Source organism: Altererythrobacter sp. H2 (genome assembly GCF_035319885.1).
Lineage (GTDB): Bacteria > Pseudomonadota > Alphaproteobacteria > Sphingomonadales > Sphingomonadaceae > 34-65-8.
This window is the reverse complement of record NZ_CP141285.1, coordinates 2,792,845-2,807,959: the sequence shown is the minus strand read 5'-3', so window position 1 is coordinate 2,807,959 and position 15,115 is coordinate 2,792,845. Positions and strand designations below refer to the sequence as shown.

Annotated in this window: 15 protein-coding genes; 10 read left to right on the top strand and 5 right to left on the bottom strand. The window is 62.4% G+C overall.

All coding sequences use genetic code 11. From position 1 onward, the window contains the following. Positions 1 to 2 precede the first annotated feature (2 nt). From tatA to tatC, 3 genes are read left to right on the top strand one after another with little or no spacing between them, the layout of a single operon-like run. Positions 3 to 233: a twin-arginine translocase TatA/TatE family subunit gene (gene tatA, locus U4960_RS13940; protein WP_324263114.1), complete on the top strand. Its 231-nt coding sequence runs from the start codon at positions 3 to 5 to the stop codon at positions 231 to 233. A gap of 23 nt (positions 234 to 256) precedes the next feature. Continuing rightward, positions 257 to 601, top strand: a complete 345-nt coding sequence (gene tatB / locus U4960_RS13935; RefSeq protein WP_324261234.1) for a Sec-independent protein translocase protein TatB — start codon at positions 257 to 259, stop codon at positions 599 to 601. A 9-nt stretch (positions 602 to 610) separates the two neighbouring features. Beyond that, positions 611 to 1,402, top strand: a complete 792-nt coding sequence (gene tatC / locus U4960_RS13930; protein WP_324261233.1) for a twin-arginine translocase subunit TatC — start codon at positions 611 to 613, stop codon at positions 1,400 to 1,402. Positions 1,403 to 1,552: 150 nt separating this feature from the next. Here tatC and U4960_RS13925 read toward each other — a convergent pair whose 3' ends face one another. Next, positions 1,553 to 1,792, bottom strand: a complete 240-nt coding sequence (locus tag U4960_RS13925) for a hypothetical protein (protein ID WP_324261232.1) — start codon at positions 1,790 to 1,792, stop codon at positions 1,553 to 1,555. A 359-nt stretch (positions 1,793 to 2,151) separates the two neighbouring features. Further along, the gene (locus U4960_RS13920; protein WP_324261231.1) at positions 2,152 to 3,813 is read right to left on the bottom strand and encodes an amidohydrolase; all 1,662 of its coding nucleotides are present in this window, start codon (positions 3,811 to 3,813) and stop codon (positions 2,152 to 2,154) included. 133 nt (positions 3,814 to 3,946) lie between these two features. Between U4960_RS13920 and U4960_RS13915 the strand changes: the two genes are divergently transcribed. The 4 genes from U4960_RS13915 to U4960_RS13900 all read left to right on the top strand — a co-directional run bounded on the left by U4960_RS13915 (position 3,947) and on the right by U4960_RS13900 (position 9,749). After that, positions 3,947 to 5,203 (top strand): threonine ammonia-lyase, encoded by a 1,257-nt coding sequence (locus tag U4960_RS13915; protein WP_324261230.1) that lies wholly within the window; start codon positions 3,947 to 3,949, stop codon positions 5,201 to 5,203. A 175-nt stretch (positions 5,204 to 5,378) separates the two neighbouring features. Beyond that, positions 5,379 to 6,224, top strand: a complete 846-nt coding sequence (locus tag U4960_RS13910) for an arginyltransferase (protein WP_324261229.1) — start codon at positions 5,379 to 5,381, stop codon at positions 6,222 to 6,224. Positions 6,225 to 6,243: 19 nt separating this feature from the next. Further along, entirely contained in the window at positions 6,244 to 8,355 is a 2,112-nt protein-coding gene (locus U4960_RS13905; protein ID WP_324261228.1) for an autotransporter assembly complex protein TamA, read from the top strand. Continuing rightward, entirely contained in the window at positions 8,355 to 9,749 is a 1,395-nt protein-coding gene (locus tag U4960_RS13900; RefSeq protein ID WP_324261227.1) for a hypothetical protein, read from the top strand. Before U4960_RS13905 ends, U4960_RS13900 begins: the two co-directional genes overlap by 1 nt. Before the next feature lie 35 nt (positions 9,750 to 9,784). Here the strand turns inward: U4960_RS13900 and U4960_RS13895 are convergent. After that, a protein-coding gene (locus U4960_RS13895; RefSeq protein ID WP_149036422.1) for an IS3 family transposase occupies positions 9,785 to 11,136 on the bottom strand; the annotation gives its coding sequence in 2 pieces (ribosomal slippage) (positions 9,785 to 10,798 and positions 10,801 to 11,136; 1,350 coding nt in all). A gap of 380 nt (positions 11,137 to 11,516) precedes the next feature. Between U4960_RS13895 and U4960_RS13890 the strand changes: the two genes are divergently transcribed. Then, positions 11,517 to 11,645, top strand: a complete 129-nt coding sequence (locus U4960_RS13890) for a hypothetical protein (protein WP_324261226.1) — start codon at positions 11,517 to 11,519, stop codon at positions 11,643 to 11,645. Positions 11,646 to 12,130: 485 nt separating this feature from the next. Here U4960_RS13890 and U4960_RS13885 read toward each other — a convergent pair whose 3' ends face one another. Next, the gene (locus tag U4960_RS13885; RefSeq protein ID WP_324261225.1) at positions 12,131 to 13,087 is read right to left on the bottom strand and encodes an IS1595 family transposase; all 957 of its coding nucleotides are present in this window, start codon (positions 13,085 to 13,087) and stop codon (positions 12,131 to 12,133) included. Positions 13,088 to 13,128: 41 nt separating this feature from the next. Here U4960_RS13885 and U4960_RS13880 point away from each other — a divergent pair, with 41 nt between their 5' ends. Both U4960_RS13880 and U4960_RS13875 read left to right on the top strand, forming a co-directional pair. Further along, positions 13,129 to 13,371: a helix-turn-helix transcriptional regulator gene (locus U4960_RS13880; protein ID WP_416379071.1), complete on the top strand. Its 243-nt coding sequence runs from the start codon at positions 13,129 to 13,131 to the stop codon at positions 13,369 to 13,371. Beyond that, positions 13,368 to 14,027 carry a hypothetical protein gene (locus U4960_RS13875; RefSeq protein WP_324261223.1) on the top strand — a complete coding sequence of 220 codons (660 nt, stop codon included), beginning with the start codon at positions 13,368 to 13,370 and terminating at the stop codon, positions 14,025 to 14,027. The genes U4960_RS13880 and U4960_RS13875 overlap by 4 nt, the downstream gene beginning before the upstream one ends. 6 nt (positions 14,028 to 14,033) lie before the next feature. Here U4960_RS13875 and U4960_RS13870 read toward each other — a convergent pair whose 3' ends face one another. Continuing rightward, positions 14,034 to 14,987, bottom strand: a complete 954-nt coding sequence (locus tag U4960_RS13870; protein ID WP_324261222.1) for a calcium/sodium antiporter — start codon at positions 14,985 to 14,987, stop codon at positions 14,034 to 14,036. Between the last annotated feature and the right edge of the window lie 128 nt (positions 14,988 to 15,115).

The window sequence follows — 15,115 nt, the reverse complement described above, 5'->3', positions numbered from 1 at the left end:
CCATGTCGCTCGGTCCGGTCCAGCTCATCATCATCGCTCTTGTCATCCTGGTCCTGTTCGGCCGGGGGCGGATTTCCGAAATGATGGGAGATTTCGGCAAGGGTATCAAAAGCTTCAAGCAGGGCATGAACGAGCCTGACGAGGCCGACCGCAAGCCAGCGGCGCGGATTGAGTCGCCTGCACCCGGTTCCGCTGAGGCTCAGCCACAGGACAAGACCGACGCGCGCAACTGATCCCGTTTCGCCGGAACCGGCCCATGTTTGACATCGGCGCGACCGAACTGCTGGTCATCGTGATCGTGGCGGTCATCGCCATCGGCCCCAAGGACATGCCACTGGCCTTGCGCACGGCCGGGCGCTGGATCGGCAAGATCCGCCGGATGTCGGCGCATTTCCGCACTGGGATGGATGCCATGATCCGCGAGGCGGAAATGGAGGAAATGGAAAAGACCTGGCGCGAACGCAATGCCAAGATCATGGCCGAGCATCCTGCGGGTGAAATGGGGCCACTGCAAAAGACCGATCCGCCGGCAGCATCGGCTGAAGCGGCTGTCAACAAGGCGAACGAAACGCAGCCGCCTGACAAGCCCGGTGAGGGATAAGGGCGGACAATGGCTTTTCAGATCAAGGATATTGACCAGAGCGAGGCGCCGCTGCTTGATCACCTGATCGAGCTGCGCAGCCGGCTGGTCCGCTGTATCATCGCGATAGCGCTGGCGTTTGCAGTCTGTCTCTATTTTGCTGATGAGATTTTCGGCTTTCTGGTGCGCCCGCTGACCGCCGCTTTCCCCGAGGGGCAGGGCAAGTTGATCTACACCCAGCTTTACGAGGCGTTCTTCGTCGAACTGAAGGTGGCGCTGTTCGCTGCGTTCTTCATCAGCTTTCCGGTCATCGCCAACCAGCTGTGGGCGTTCGTCGCGCCAGGGCTCTATGCCCGCGAAAAGAAGGCCTTTCTGCCGTTCCTGTTCGCAACGCCGATCTTGTTCGTGGGTGGAGCAGCGCTGGCATACTATGTGGTTATGCCAACAGCCTTTCGCTGGTTTCTGGGCTTCGAAGGTACGGTTGGCGGGCTTGCGATTGAAGCGCTGCCCGGTACCGGGAACTATCTCAGCCTGGTGATGCAGTTCATCCTGGCCTTCGGGATCAGTTTCCTGCTGCCGGTGCTGCTGCTGCTGCTCAACCGGGCAGGTATAGTCACCCGCGCGCAACTCATCGGTGCCAGACGTTACGTGATTGTGGCGGTCTTCATCCTCGCGGCAATCGTCACACCGCCCGATCCGGGTTCACAGATTGTCCTGGCGATCCCGCTGCTGCTGCTGTTCGAAGGCTCGCTCGCGATCATGTGGCTGGGAGAGCGACGCGGTTCGACCGATAAGCCCGCCGAACAGGAAACGCGCCGATAGCTCCGCATGCTGCGCCGACGCGCGCATCACGGATCCTCAATTTGAAGCCTCGACCAGTGAGCATCACTGCGAGACATCGGTCAGCCGAGCAAACGGCAGACAAAAAAACGGGGCCGTGAGGCCCCGTTTGGTATTCAATGTGTCGCCAGATCAGCTGCTGATCGGCTCGTCATCGTTGCCGCTATCTGCAGCAACCACGATCGCTGCGATAATCGCGGCAGCGGCCAGGATCGCGAGGATGATCGCGGAGCCACCGGTTTCACCACCGAAATCGCTTTCGCCAGCGACCGGAGCCGAGACGCGCTCGATAGCCGGAGCAGCGGTGGCAAGGGCCGGGGTAGCGGCCATCGAAATCGCAGCAGTAGCGGCGAGAATGTTGCGCATCTTCATTTTCTGGTCTCCTCTAGAGCTCTTCTAGTTCAAACTCGTGGGCCTACTAGGCCCGGATAAACAGGGTTGCAACCCCGTAAACGTCTCAAAATGCTTCAGGTGAGGCATTCATCTAGCACGACCCGTGCTTCATTCCAAATCTTTTTGTGCAGTGCGGAATAATCTGAGGTGGTTCGGCCTCAGATGTGGGGAACGTGGTGCATGAAGACCGGTTCCCGAACCCTGCAAATTAACTTCAACCTAACTTCGTTTGTGCCTCGGACAGGCGGGTGGCACCCTTTCGTTACAAGTGGGTTAAAACAAGCGCGTATTTCCCGATTCCCGATAAAGTGACAGGATTGTGCGCCGAATGGTGCGTCTCAGCGCACGCCCTCTTCGCGGATAAATGCCTGCTGACCGCCAACCCATGTCTGCAGAACCTGAGTCGTTCGCAGTTCCTGCGGAGTCGCCAGCAGCGGGTCGCGGTCGATCAGGGCAAAATCTGCCCAGAGGCCTGGTGCCAGCCGCCCGAACCGCGATTCGGCAAATCCCGCGTAGGCCCCGCCATAGGTGAAGCCCCACAGTGCCGATTCGCGGGTAACGCGCTGGTTGGGAAACCACCCGCCAAACGGCTGCGCGTCTGCGTCTTGCCGCGTGAATGCAGCCGCGAGGCCCGCGAAGGGATCTGACGATTCGACCGGTGCGTCCGATCCAAAGGCGAGCACCGCGCCAGTTTCGGCAATGCTCTTCCATGCATAGGCCCCTTCCAGGCGAGGCGGGTCGAGACGGGCTTCGGCCATCAGGCGATCGGAAGTCTGGTGCACCGGCTGCATCGAAGCGATCACCCCATGACGTGCGAATGCGGCAAGATCGGCCGGATCGACGATCTGCGCGTGTTCGATGCGCCAGCGCCGCTCGCCGACGTAAGTCGGGGCCAGTTCATCGATCGTGGCGAGAATTTCGGCATTGGCCGCATCACCAATGGCGTGCACCGCAATCTGGAAGCGGTCCAGGGCTGCCCGGCTCATCATGTTGCGCAGCTGGGACGGGCTGGCCAGAGGCAGACCCCGGTTGCCGGGATCGTCGGCATAGGGCTGCTTGAGCCATGCCCCGCGCGAGCCGAGCGCGCCGTCGAGGTAAAGTTTGACGCCGTTCAGGCGTAGCCGGTCCTGATAGAGCCAGGGCGATGGACCGGGGCCGCCAATCAGTTCCATCGCCTCTGGGCCGCCAGCGTAGGACATGATCCGAACCTTCAGGGCGCCCGCGTCACCCGCGCGGCGGAAGCTTTGCCAGTCCTCGATGCTGGTGCCCATGTCGGCTGCGGCAGTGATGCCGTTGGCGAGCAGGATATCTTGCGCCATCGACAGTGCCACGTCGCGGTCGCCCGGGCTGGGGACGGGCACGACACGCTGGACCAGCTGGCTCGCCGCATCGATGAAGACGCCTGCCGGGGCCTGGGTGCGGCCGATTCGTTCGATCCGTCCGCCTGCAGGATCGCGGGTGGCCGCAGTGACCCCGGCGAGTTCCAGGGCCCTTGTGTTGGCCCATCCGGCATGGCCGTCGACCCGCTCCAGCCATACCGGCCGGTCTGCCACGGCGGCGTCGAGGTCGGCGGCGGTGGGAAAGCGGCCCAGCCCCCACTTTTCCTGATTCCACCCTCGCCCGATAATCCAGCGACGCGACGGATTGGCGGCGGCATATTCTGCGATGCGGGCCTGAGCTTCGGCCAGCGATGCCGTATCCGAAAGGTCGAGGGTCAGGGCGCCGAAGCCAATGCCCATCACGTGAAGGTGCGCGTCAATCAGCCCGGGGATGAGGTAGGCACCCTTTCCGTCCACCCGATAATCAGTCTGCGGGCGTTTGTCAGCGCGGTCGAGGAGCTGTTTAACGCGGCCTTCGTCGTCGATCCAGAGCGCGGTGAACCGCTGCACTTTGCCCTCTTCGTCGAGCGCGATGCCCTGAACGTTGTCGATCAGCGTGTCTGCCTGCACGGGCGCAGTCCAGACCAGCGCAAGCGCGCAGGTTGCGAAAGCCAGTTTCATGGGGAGTTCCTTGCGTGCGAGTTCAAGCCAAGTGTTTCGCCTCGCCCGAAAGCAGACGCAATGCAATTCTTTGCCGTTCGGTGTGTGATGGCAGGTTTCACTCGCTGCGCTTTTCCCCTACGGCCCTGCCGCCATGACCGTCACCACCACCAAGAGCGCCAGCGTGCGCCTCGCAGATCTGCCGCTGACCATCGACGATATCCGGGCCGCTGCGGCCCGGATCGCAGATGCGGTGGTCCGCACCCCGACCCTCCATAGCAAGACGCTGTCCCGGATCACCGGCGCGGAGATCTGGCTGAAGTTCGAAAACCTTCAGTTCACGGCTGCCTACAAGGAGCGCGGGGCGCTCAATGCCCTGCTGCTGATGGATGAAGCGACGCGCGCCCGCGGCGTGATCGCCGCATCGGCAGGCAACCATGCCCAGGGGCTGAGCTACCATGGCACCCGGCTGGGCGTGCCGGTGACGATTGTGATGCCCCGCACCACTCCGGCGGTGAAAATCATGCAGACCGAGAGCGTGGGCGGCAAAGTGGTGCTCGAAGGCGAGACCTTCGATGAGGCCTACGCCCATGCGCGCAAGCTGGAAAAAGAACTCGGGCTGACCTTCGTCCATCCGTTCGATCATCCCCATGTGGCCGCAGGGCAGGGAACGGTTGCGCTGGAGATGTTCGAAGACGCACCGGAACTGGACTGTATCGTCACGCCGATCGGTGGCGGCGGCCTGATGTCGGGCATGGCCACGGTGGCGCGCGCGCTGAGGCCGGGAATGGATGTGGTTGGCGTCCAGGCGGAACTGTTCCCGTCGATGTATGCCCGCATTCGCGGCGAGGACTGTGCCTGCGGTGGAGACACGCTGGCGGAAGGGATCGCGGTCAAGGCGCCGGGCGAGTTCACCGCGCGGATCATCGCGGAGCGGGTCGACGAGATCCTGCTTGTGGGCGAAAACTACCTCGAAAAGGCGGTTTCGCTGCTGCTGCAGATCGAGAAGACTGTTGTCGAAGGGGCAGGCGCGGCTGGCCTGGCGGCCGTTCTGGCCCACCCGGAGCGGTTCAAGGGTCGCAAGATCGGGCTGGTCCTGTGCGGCGGCAATATCGACCCGCGACTGCTTGCCAATGTCCTGCTGCGCGACCTTGCCCGTTCGGGCCGCCTCGCGCGTCTCCGGATTACCCTGCAGGATCGCCCCGGTGCGCTGTTCAAGGTGATGCGCGAATTCAACGAGCATCAGGTCAACATCATCGAGATCTACCACCAGCGGATATTCACCACCCTTCCGGCGAAGGGGCTGATTACCGACATTGAGTGCGAGGCCCGCGATGCCGAACAGCTCGACGCCCTGGTCGAAAGCCTGCGGGCAAAGGGTTATGTGGTCAGCCCGGTCGAGATTGCCTGACCGGACGGTAACGGCTGGCGGGTTTGCCGTCCCATTGCCGCCCATCTGTGCAAAGTAACCATTTGCTGCGCCTCTGTTTGGTTAAAGACCTTTTACCGGAGGCCTAGGGCAGGCATAGTGATGGCTTGACCGGTCATTGACCGATTCCTGTTTGGCCAGAGGAGCAGCCACGAACGTGACGGCGCCGGTGCGTTTCCCCCGATTTTTCGTGACCAGCCCTGCGCCGTGTCCCTATCTCGAAGGGAAGACGGAGCGGAAGGTCTTCACCGAGCTCAAAGGGCCTCATGCAGAGCAGCTTAATGAGGCGCTGGGCCGGATCGGGTTCCGGCGCAGCCAGACAGTGGCCTATCGCCCGAGCTGCATCGACTGCCAGGCCTGCGTCTCGGTTCGGGTATCGGCCGAAGCATTCGAACCATCGAAGACGCAGACCCGCAACCTGCGCCGGAACGGGGACCTGGTGGTCACGGAATGCCGCCCGTGGGCGACCGAGGAACAATTCGAACTTCTCCAGCGTTACCTCGGGCGGCGCCACCCCGGCGGCGGCATGACGGCGATGGATGAGATGGATTTCGCCGACATGGTGGAACATACACCCGTCTCGACGTTTATGACCGAGTACAGAGAACCTGCGGACGGGCTGCGCCCCGGACGGCTGGTCGGAGCCTGCCTGACTGACAGGCAGGCCGACGGGCTGTCGATGGTGTACAGTTTCTACGATCCGGAGCACGAGGCGCGCACGGGACTTGGCAGTTATATCATTCTCGAACACATTCGCCGTGCTGCCGAACAAGGGCTGCCCTACGTCTATCTTGGCTATTGGGTCGATGGTTCCGAGCGAATGCAATACAAGATCCGGTATCGCCCGATCGAACAGCTTGGTCGGGACGGATGGCGTCGGCTTGGTCGTGAGGAGCAGGAGGCGCTTATTGCCCGGGCCGTGGCTCGCAGTGCTGCCCAGCCCCGCGGGCAGAGCGGCGCTGCCAAGGACGGGGCCCAGGATCAGTACCGCCTCACCGAATAAGCTGTCGTTTCGGGCCGGGTTGATCGTTGCGGCGGCCTGCGTCTGCCTGGCCGGGCCGCTGGCCGCCCAGGCGGTCAGCGCCAGCCCTGACGCCAGCCTCGATGAGTTGATCCCCGATGCGGCGGTTTCCAATCCCGAAGGGTGGGCAACCGAGGCGGAGCCGGCTGAGCCCGAGCCCGAGCTCGATCCGTCGTCGCCAATGGATGATTCAGGCGAGTTTGCGGTCGAATGGCCTGACGATGTCGACCTGCCCGAACTGGTGGAACTTCAGCCGGACAACGATATCGAATTTGCCGAGATCGACCTGCCGCAGCAGCCCGTGACTGCGCGAGCCAATCTGGTCGAGATTGATCCCACACTTGTCCTCGCCTTGCCCGAGGACGAGGCGCTGTTTCCCGTCCGGGACGACTTTCTTCGCCGCTTCAGCGAGCTGTCGACGATTGAGGAGCTCTCGGCAAACAGCGACAATATCGCCCAGCTCGCCGCCCGGGCCCGCGCCGATGAGGCCCTGCTGGGCGATCTCCTGCGCGCATTCGGCTACTACGATGGTCAGGTTATCCGGTCGGTAGCAGGCAGCGACGCTGAGGGCGATGCGCAAGGTTCGACTGCGGAGCAGCCGCAGGTGCGGTTCGATATTGTTCCGGGGGCGCGGTACCGGTTTGGCGAGGTCAATCTGGGCGCACTGGGCACGGCTCCCGACGCCGAGGCCCTGCGCGCGGCTTTCGAAATCCAGTCCGGCGATTTCCTGTCGAGTTACCGCATCGTCGAGGAGCAGTTCGACCTTGATGTTGCGCTGGGCGAGACGGGCTATCCCTTTGCCGCAATCGCCGATCCGGAACTTCTGATCGACCATGACCGGACCGAGGGCGATCTGACCCTGCTGGTGACGCCCGGCGGGAAGTACGTGTTCGGTGAAGTGACCAGCGACCGGCCGCGGTTCCTGTCCGGCCGCCATCTGGCGACGATTGCCCGGTTTGAGCCGGGCGATACCTATCAACGCAGCCTGGAAATGGACCTGCGCAGAGCAGTGACAGCAACCGGCCTTGTTTCGACCGTTACTGTGACCAAGCGGGAGGTTGCCCCGCCGACGGGCGACCAGCCGGGCGTGGTCGCGCTGGACGTGGCGATGGAGCCTGCCCGGCTGCGAACCGTGGCTGGCGCGATCGGCTATGGTTCGGAAGAAGGTTTCCGGGTCGAGGCAAGCTGGGAACACCGCAACCTCTTCCCGCCTGAGGGCGCGCTCCGCCTGCGCGGTATACTCGGCACGCAGGAACAGCTGATTGGTGCGACGTTCCGCCGCAACAACTTCGGCGGGCGGGACAAGGTGTTCGCCGCCGACGCGTTCGTCTCCACCATAGATAACGTTGCGTTCAACGCGCGCACCGTGGCGCTGCGAGCGAGTTACGAGCGGCTATCCACTCTCCTGTTCCAGAAGCCGCTCAGTTGGGCGGTCGGGGCCGAAGTACTGGCAACGGGCGAACGCAACCAGGTGATCGGCGAGCGCCCCCGTCCGCGCCAGACCTATTTCATTGGCTCGATGTTCGGCCGTGCCACCATCGACGGGACCGATTCCCTGCTCGATCCGCGCACCGGATTTCGTCTGAGCGGTTTCCTCGCTCCTGAATACTCGCGGACGCTGGACAACGATTACACGTACCTGCGCGCCCAGGCGGATGCGAGCTATTACCGCCCGGTGGGCGAGCGCCTAGTCCTGGCAGGCCGGGTACGGGCGGCGACGGTTCAGGGCGCGGAGCTGGAAGGCATCGCTCCCTCCCGGCGGCTCTATGCCGGCGGCGGCAGCTCGGTGCGGGGATATGGTTTCCAGGCTGTCGGGCCGAAGACGATCTTCGGCGAGCCGGTCGGCGGGCGGTCTCTGGTGGAGGCCTCGGTCGAAGCCCGAATCGATACCGGCTTCTTCGATGGAGCCCTGCAGGTTGTGCCATTCCTCGATGCCGCTTCCGTATCGACCTCAAGCACGCCCGATTTCCGCGAGATCAAGTATGGGGCGGGCCTGGGCGTTCGCTACAAGACCTCGTTCGGGCCAATCCGGGTCGACGTGGGCGTTCCGCTCAACCCCGATCCGGAAGACAGCCCGGTGGCGGTCTACGTATCGCTTGGGCAGGCCTTCTGATGTCGGAGGAGGACCCGGTACCTGAAGCCGAGGTTGACGAGCGGCCGCGCGCCCGGCGACGGCGGTGGGTATGGCGATCGCTTGCGCTGCTGCTCGTAATCGTGGCGGGCGCAGTTCTGGTGTTGAACAGCCAGGTCGGCAAACGCTTTGTGGTCGACCGGATTGCCGAGGTCGCACCGGCATCTGGGCTGAGGGTGGGGATTGGCCGCATTGAGGGCAATCTCTACGGGTCAGCCACGCTTTACGACGTGGTCCTGTCCGACCCGAAAGGCCCGTTCCTGACGGTGCCTGAGGTCGAACTCGACTGGCGCCCGCTGTCATGGTTCTCAAGCGGTCTGGACGTGCGCACGCTGGTTGCCCGTGAAGGTACGCTCACCCGGGTGCCGGAGCTGCTGCCGGGCGATCCCGACGCACCAATCCTGCCCGATTTCGACATTCGGATCGACCGCTTCGCGATTGAAGATCTGATCGTTGCGGCGGGAGTGATCGATGGCGCCGCGCATGAGGTCAACCTTGACTCAAGGGTCGACATTCGCGCCGGGCGCGCACTGGTAAAGGCCAACGGCCGACTGGGCGATCAGGACACGCTGGCGCTCCTGCTCGATGCCGAACCGGACCGTGACCGGTTCGATATCGATCTCGATTATCGCGCGCCGCGCGGCGGGGTGGTGGCTGGTTTGATCGGGGCCGAAGCAGGTTATCGGGCGCGGATACTTGGAGACGGGCGCTGGAGCGCGTGGAACGGCGCACTGGTGGCCCGCCGCGATGATGCCCCATTGGCAGCGTTCCAGATATCCAATCGTTCTGGGCAATACCGGATAGCGGGCGAGGCCTATCCGCAGGATCTGCTGGAGGGATTGCTGGCCGAAGCAGTGGGGCAGAAGGTCTCGCTGCTGGCCAACGGTACGCTGGAGGACAGCGTGCTCGAGGGTAGCTTTGCCATGCGTACCGGTGCACTCGATGCCGCTGGCAAGGGTGCGGTCGATCTTGCCGAAAACGCCTTTGACGGCCTCGCCATCGCCGCATCCCTGCGCCAGCCTGAGCTGTTCGGACCTGACCTGCGGCTCGACAATGTCCGGCTTGCTGGTACCGTTGACGGGCCGTTCCGCGAGCTTGAGATCAGGCATGTCCTGAACGCCGGCCGGTTGGCGTTTGGCACCACCACCATTGCCCCGGTTACCCAGCAGGGTATCGCGCGGTATGACGGTGTGCGCTGGACGTTCCCGCTCGACGCCTCATTCGGGGCCGTGGAAACGGGTAATGCCCTGGCCGATCCTCGCCTCAGGAATGGCACCCTCAAGGCTACGCTCGTGCTTCAGGGGAACGATCTTCGCTCCGACGATATCGCACTCAACTGTCCGTCGTCAGAACATTTGGCACAACTCGCGGCGTAGATCAGCGGAGTGTGGGCCTCGTCTCGGATTGATGTTTAGGCGGCGAGCTTGCAGTGTTGCAAGCGCCGATGTTCGAGTGTCTTTCGCTTGATCCTTTCTCTTCGTTTGATGATGGCGGCAGCCCTGCCGAAGTAGGCATCGGCGGGTGTCACATTGTCCAGGCTCTCGTGGTAGCGCTGGTGGTTATAGTGCTCGACGAAGGCCTCGATCTGCTGTTGGAGATCGCCGGGCAGGAAGTAGTTTTCCAGCAGCACGCGGTTCTTCAGGGTCTGGTGCCAGCGTTCGATCTTGCCCTGCGTCTGCGGATGGAAGGGAGCGCCGCGCACATGGCTCATCCTGTTTGCCTCGATGTATTCGGCTAGTTCCCCGGCAATGTAGCTGGGGCCATTGTCCGACAGCAGGCGGGGCCTGTGCAGCACGTTGGCGTGGTTGCAGCCTGAAGCTGCCAGCGCCATATCGAGCGTGTCAGTGACGTCCTCGGCTCGCATGGTGGTGCAGAGCTTCCAGGCGATGATGTAGCGTGAGTAATCGTCGAGCACGGTCGAGAGATAGACCCAGCCCCATCCGATGATCTTGAAGTAGGTAAAATCCGTCTGCCACATCTCATTGGGTCGAGAGGTCTGCGTGTGGAACGCCTCTGCCGCCTTGATCACCGTGTAGGCCGGGCTGGTGATCAGATCATGGGCCTTCAGCAGCCGGTAAACCGTGGCTTCGGACACGAAGTAGCGCTTCTCGTCGGTGAAGCGCACCGCCAGCTCGCGGGGACTGAGATCGGTCTGCTCCAGAGCCATCTCGACGATCTGGTCCTGCACCTCGGGCCCAATACGGTTCCACACCCGGCTCGGCGCTGAAGGACGGTCCTGGAGCGCCTCCGGCCCACCTTCGAGGTAGCGGTCATACCAGCGATAGAAGGTCCGCCGTGCCACGCCGAGCTGGTCCAGCGTACGCTTGGCGGGCAGGTGCGACTGCTCGACGATCCTGATGATCTCCAGCTTCTCGGATGCGGGATACCTCATTCGTCGTCTCCCCCATCCGCGATCATGCTTTTTTTGAGCAGACGGTTCTCCAGCGTCAGGTCCGCCACGCATTCCTTCAGATCGCGCGCTTCACGGCGCAGATCCTTTACCTCGTCGGTGGTAGCAGCACGGGCTGTATCGCCAGCAAGCCTGCGCTTGCCGGCCTCCATGAACTCCTTGGACCAGGTGTAATACAGGCTCTGTGCGATCCCTTCACGGCGGCACAGCTCGGCAATGGAGTCATCGCCGCGTAGGCCATCGAGCACGATGCGGATCTTGTCTTCAGCAGAGAAATGCCGACGGGTCTTGCGGCGGATGTCCTTCACCACCTGCTCGGCAGGCAATTTGGGCTTTGAGGATTTGGGCTTCATCTTCGTTCCTTCGTCACTACGACGAAGCCCAAATCCTCCTTAAATCACAACCTCTAATCTGTGCCATAGGTGCTGACGGGGGACAATTTTTAAGCTTTTGGAAAAACTCTACCGATCGGCGGAGGTTATCGTTTTTGTGCGCCCTGAACTCTCTGTAAAAGTAGGCGTGAAATGTGCCGCTGATTAGTTCGCGCCTCTGTGGGAAGCTCTTTGCGCCGTAGATATAGACCGACGCCAGTTCGGCAGCGGGTCCAGCCATTGGATTGGGCGACAAAAACGAGCCAAGCAGAAAAACGAGTCCGTTGTCGATGCTGCTACCAGCTAGCGTTGTGCGACCTATTTCGGCAAGAAGGCGTTCTTGAGATTTGGGAGAAGATAACATGACTGAAACCGATCAAGAGAAAGAGGACGAGGTGCTGAAGCGGCTCCTTCAGATGTCACACAAACCCCACAAGAAAAAAGGGGACAGGCCGAAGCCTGCCCCCCAGGATCAGAAGAGTTCGGGCTGATTGGGGTCAGCGCCGCGTTTCCCAGTCTTCACCTCGGACACGCGCCCTTGGTTCCAACCGAGATCAGCTGCGATATCGTGCTGAAACTCGCCACGCGCGAGCCTCTGCCTTACCTCGCAGAATACTTCGGGAGAGTATGGTGCCCTTTCAGGGCGATTGGGTCGTTCAACAAGCATGGCTTTATCCTTTCCCATGCGACGACCGGCTTGACGGAAATCCCCTGATGTGGGTATTCCCCACATCAGACGGGGATTATCCCGCTCCTGCCCGCCGGACTAAGGATAGGCAGGAGTTGCCCCGAGAAGCCCCGGCGCGCCAACGCCGGGGTTTTCGCCCCTCAAGACAATCACCTGTTACGATTCCGCGCTTTCGCCCGAGAGTCTAGGCCTGTTTTGTTCTGCGCGCGATTCGTTGGGGATAATGACCGTCAACTTACCCAGCGCCTGCGCCTCTCGCCTTTGCGGCGAGGCAGGTTCATGGGCGTCTTAAGCGGCGAGCGCGTCAGTCCGCCGATAGGTAAGGCGCTTGCCGGTGATGCCCTTCAAGGCAAGGTCAGCGCGCTCGGCGTCATTGATGCCAAGGCCTGAACGATTGGAATAACGGAAGTCGAACTCGGCAAGGTAGCGGTGCAAGTGCTGCTGACCGCAGTGCTGATAGATGCCGCGCATCCCGCGCTTGAAAATACCGAAGAAGCCTTCAACGGTGTTGGTGGTTACGTCCCCGCGCGCATATTCTTTCGTGCGATGGTTTACGGTTTCGTGGGCGGCGAACTGGCGACCGGGCGCAATGTAGGGCTTGGCTTCATCGGTGATGAGGCGGCTAGCGCGGTCAATGCGGGTGAACAGAAGCGCCGAGACGTTGGCAGGGCCAAAGGACTCGGTGAACACAACGCTGGTAGCGCGGCCCGTCGCACGGTCAACCAGCGAGACGATACGGTTCATGTGCTGGATGGGCGTGCGCGATTTGGGCTTGGTCTTGTCACGGCCAAGGTAGGTTTCATCTACCTCCACTGCGACACCGGGACCGCCCATCGGCTCGTTGTCCGTGGGCTTCATGGCTTCGCGGATGCGGTGGGCCATGAACCATGCAGTCTTGTAGGTCACGCCAAGCATACGGTGTAGCTGGTGGGCGCTGATGCCCTTCTTACTGGCAACGATAAGATGGTTGGCCAGCAACCACTTGTGAAGCGGAACCTTGGAAGATTCAAAGACAGTCCCGACCGTGACGGTGAACTGCTGGCGGCAATCGTTGCATTGGACCAGGCCCTTGCGGATCACGCCTTCGGGATGCGCCTTGGTTTTGCGCCCACGTTGTGGAGGAAGGCGCTTGGCGTTCTTGCTTTCACAATGCGGGCAGACAGGCCCCATCGGCCAGTGAAGCGCCTCAAGGTGCTCGCGGGCTGCGTCTTCGTTCTGAAAGCGAGGGGCGTAGATGTTTTCCATGGCTTCACCCTACCTGTAGGGGTTGCTTTGTCAAGTATATAATGTCCAGAGTTCTTGTCAGGCAACGGAGCGATTCGGTGAGGAACCACGTAAAGGACTACCGTGAGGCAGAAGGCTGGAGCCAGGGCGAACTGGCGCGCCGGCTGGGCGTTTCGCGGCAGACCATCAACGCGGTCGAGACCGACAAGTACGATCCATCCCTGCCGCTGGCATTGCGGATGGCCAAGCTGTTTGGCGTCGCCGTGCCTGACCTTTTCATCGACCAGTGGGAGCCAAGCGAATGAATGGTAATCTCGACGTGACGGGGACGAAGCCGAACAAGACCCGCAAGACCGTGCTGTCGCTGGTCTTTGGTGGCCTGGTGGGTTTTCTGGGGGCAACCGGCGTCATCGCGCTGGTTGAAGCAGGTTCCTTCGGGACACCGGACGCCTCGCAGGTGATCGCCCTCCTCGTGGCGCTGATATATCTGCTCACCGGCCTGATGGCGGCACTGGGCGTGGCCGCCCCGCGCATGGGGGCGAAGTTCCTCAACGTCGAGGACGAGGATGAACTGCTGGAACAGAAGCAGGTGCTCGCCGCCAGCGGCTGGGGGATGGTCGCGCTGGGCCTGATGCTGGCGCTGATCGCATTGGGTGGGCCGGGCGGAGTGCTGGATTCGCACGTGGCGCTGGTTGGGGCCGTTCTGCTCGGGGCGATCGGCACCTGGCTCTCGATGCGTTCGGTCAAGCTGGCGGACGAACTGATGCGGGCAACGATGAATGAAGCGGCAGCGACGGCTTATTACTTCGTGTTCGTGGTCATCGGGGGCTGGGCCATGGTGAGCTACCTTGGTTATGTTCCGGTGCCGTCCATGCTTGACCTGCTGACCCTGTTCTGGGCGCTGGTGCTGGTGTCAGCGTTCTGGGCAGCCGGACGCCGCGGGATGCTCAAGCAGCGATAGTGGTGGTCAGCGCAGGATCAGGAATACGGTGTAGCCCGCATAAAGCGTGATCAGCAGTGCGCCTTCCATGCGAGATATTTTCCAGCCGCTGCGCAACTGGACCAGCAGCAGGGCGGTGACCGCCAGCACAATTGGCACGTCGAACCGAATGATTTCCGCGGGTGCTTCAATCGGGTGGACGATCGCGGTGAGGCCAAGGATGCCGAGCACGTTGTAGATGTTCGATCCGACAATGTTGCCCAGCGCGACATCGGGATGGCGCTTCCAGACTGCGATCAGGCAGGCGATCAGTTCCGGCAGAGACGTACCCACGGCAACCACGGTGAGTCCGATCACGCTTTCCGATACGCCTGCCGCACTGGCGAGCGTGACCGCACCATCAACCAGCAACCGCGCTCCGAAGATCGCTCCGGCGAGCCCGGCAACGACCATCAGCCCGAGTATCCAGCCATTGTGCGTCTTGGGGGTGGTTTCAGCCGTTTCCTCGATATGACGATGGGCTTCGTCATCGTCGGCCCGTGCCTCTGACCGATAGGCCCACCAGACATAGCCGGTCAGTGCCAGCACCAGCACAGCGCCCATCAGCCATTCGATCCGGCCGGTCAGGATCGCCCCGGCACAGAGCAGGGCCGAACCGCCAAGTGCAATCGAATCCCGTTTGAACGAGGCCGGATTGACCGCCAGTGGCATGATCAGCGCCGAGATGCCCAGGATCAGCAGGATGTTGGCGACGTTCGAGCCGATGACGTTGCCCAGCGCAATGCCCGGGGATCCGCCCATTGCCGCCTGGATACTGGTCGCCAGCTCGGGAGTGGAAGTGCCAAACCCGACGATGGTGAGGCCCGCCAGCAAAGGCGATATCCGCAGGAGCTGGGAGAGGCCGACCGCACCGCGAACGATCAGTTCGCCGCCTGCGGCCAGCAGCACCAGTCCGCCCAAAATCAGCATCGTCGTCGTCATCTTGCGCTCTCAGCTCTTATCATCTGGGACAGACCATTAAGGCAGCGCCGGGAGTTCCGCCAGTGCCGGTCGGACCACCCGGGACATTGGAAGCGCAATGAAAAACCCCGGCGGATCGCGCCCGCCGG

Coding starts and splice junctions, on each gene's coding strand:
- U4960_RS13925 (WP_324261232.1), bottom strand. CDS start 1,792: ATGAAGATGCGCAACATTCTCGCCGCTACTGCTGCGATTTCGATGGCC.
- U4960_RS13890 (WP_324261226.1), top strand. CDS start 11,517: ATGACTGAAACCGATCAAGAGAAAGAGGACGAGGTGCTGAAGCGGCTC.
- tatB (WP_324261234.1), top strand. CDS start 257: ATGTTTGACATCGGCGCGACCGAACTGCTGGTCATCGTGATCGTGGCG.
- tatC (WP_324261233.1), top strand. CDS start 611: ATGGCTTTTCAGATCAAGGATATTGACCAGAGCGAGGCGCCGCTGCTT.
- U4960_RS13920 (WP_324261231.1), bottom strand. CDS start 3,813: ATGAAACTGGCTTTCGCAACCTGCGCGCTTGCGCTGGTCTGGACTGCG.
- U4960_RS13875 (WP_324261223.1), top strand. CDS start 13,368: ATGAATGGTAATCTCGACGTGACGGGGACGAAGCCGAACAAGACCCGC.
- U4960_RS13900 (WP_324261227.1), top strand. CDS start 8,355: ATGTCGGAGGAGGACCCGGTACCTGAAGCCGAGGTTGACGAGCGGCCG.
- U4960_RS13915 (WP_324261230.1), top strand. CDS start 3,947: ATGACCGTCACCACCACCAAGAGCGCCAGCGTGCGCCTCGCAGATCTG.
- U4960_RS13870 (WP_324261222.1), bottom strand. CDS start 14,987: ATGACGACGACGATGCTGATTTTGGGCGGACTGGTGCTGCTGGCCGCA.
- U4960_RS13885 (WP_324261225.1), bottom strand. CDS start 13,087: ATGGAAAACATCTACGCCCCTCGCTTTCAGAACGAAGACGCAGCCCGC.
- tatA (WP_324263114.1), top strand. CDS start 3: ATGTCGCTCGGTCCGGTCCAGCTCATCATCATCGCTCTTGTCATCCTG.
- U4960_RS13880 (WP_416379071.1), top strand. CDS start 13,129: ATGTCCAGAGTTCTTGTCAGGCAACGGAGCGATTCGGTGAGGAACCAC.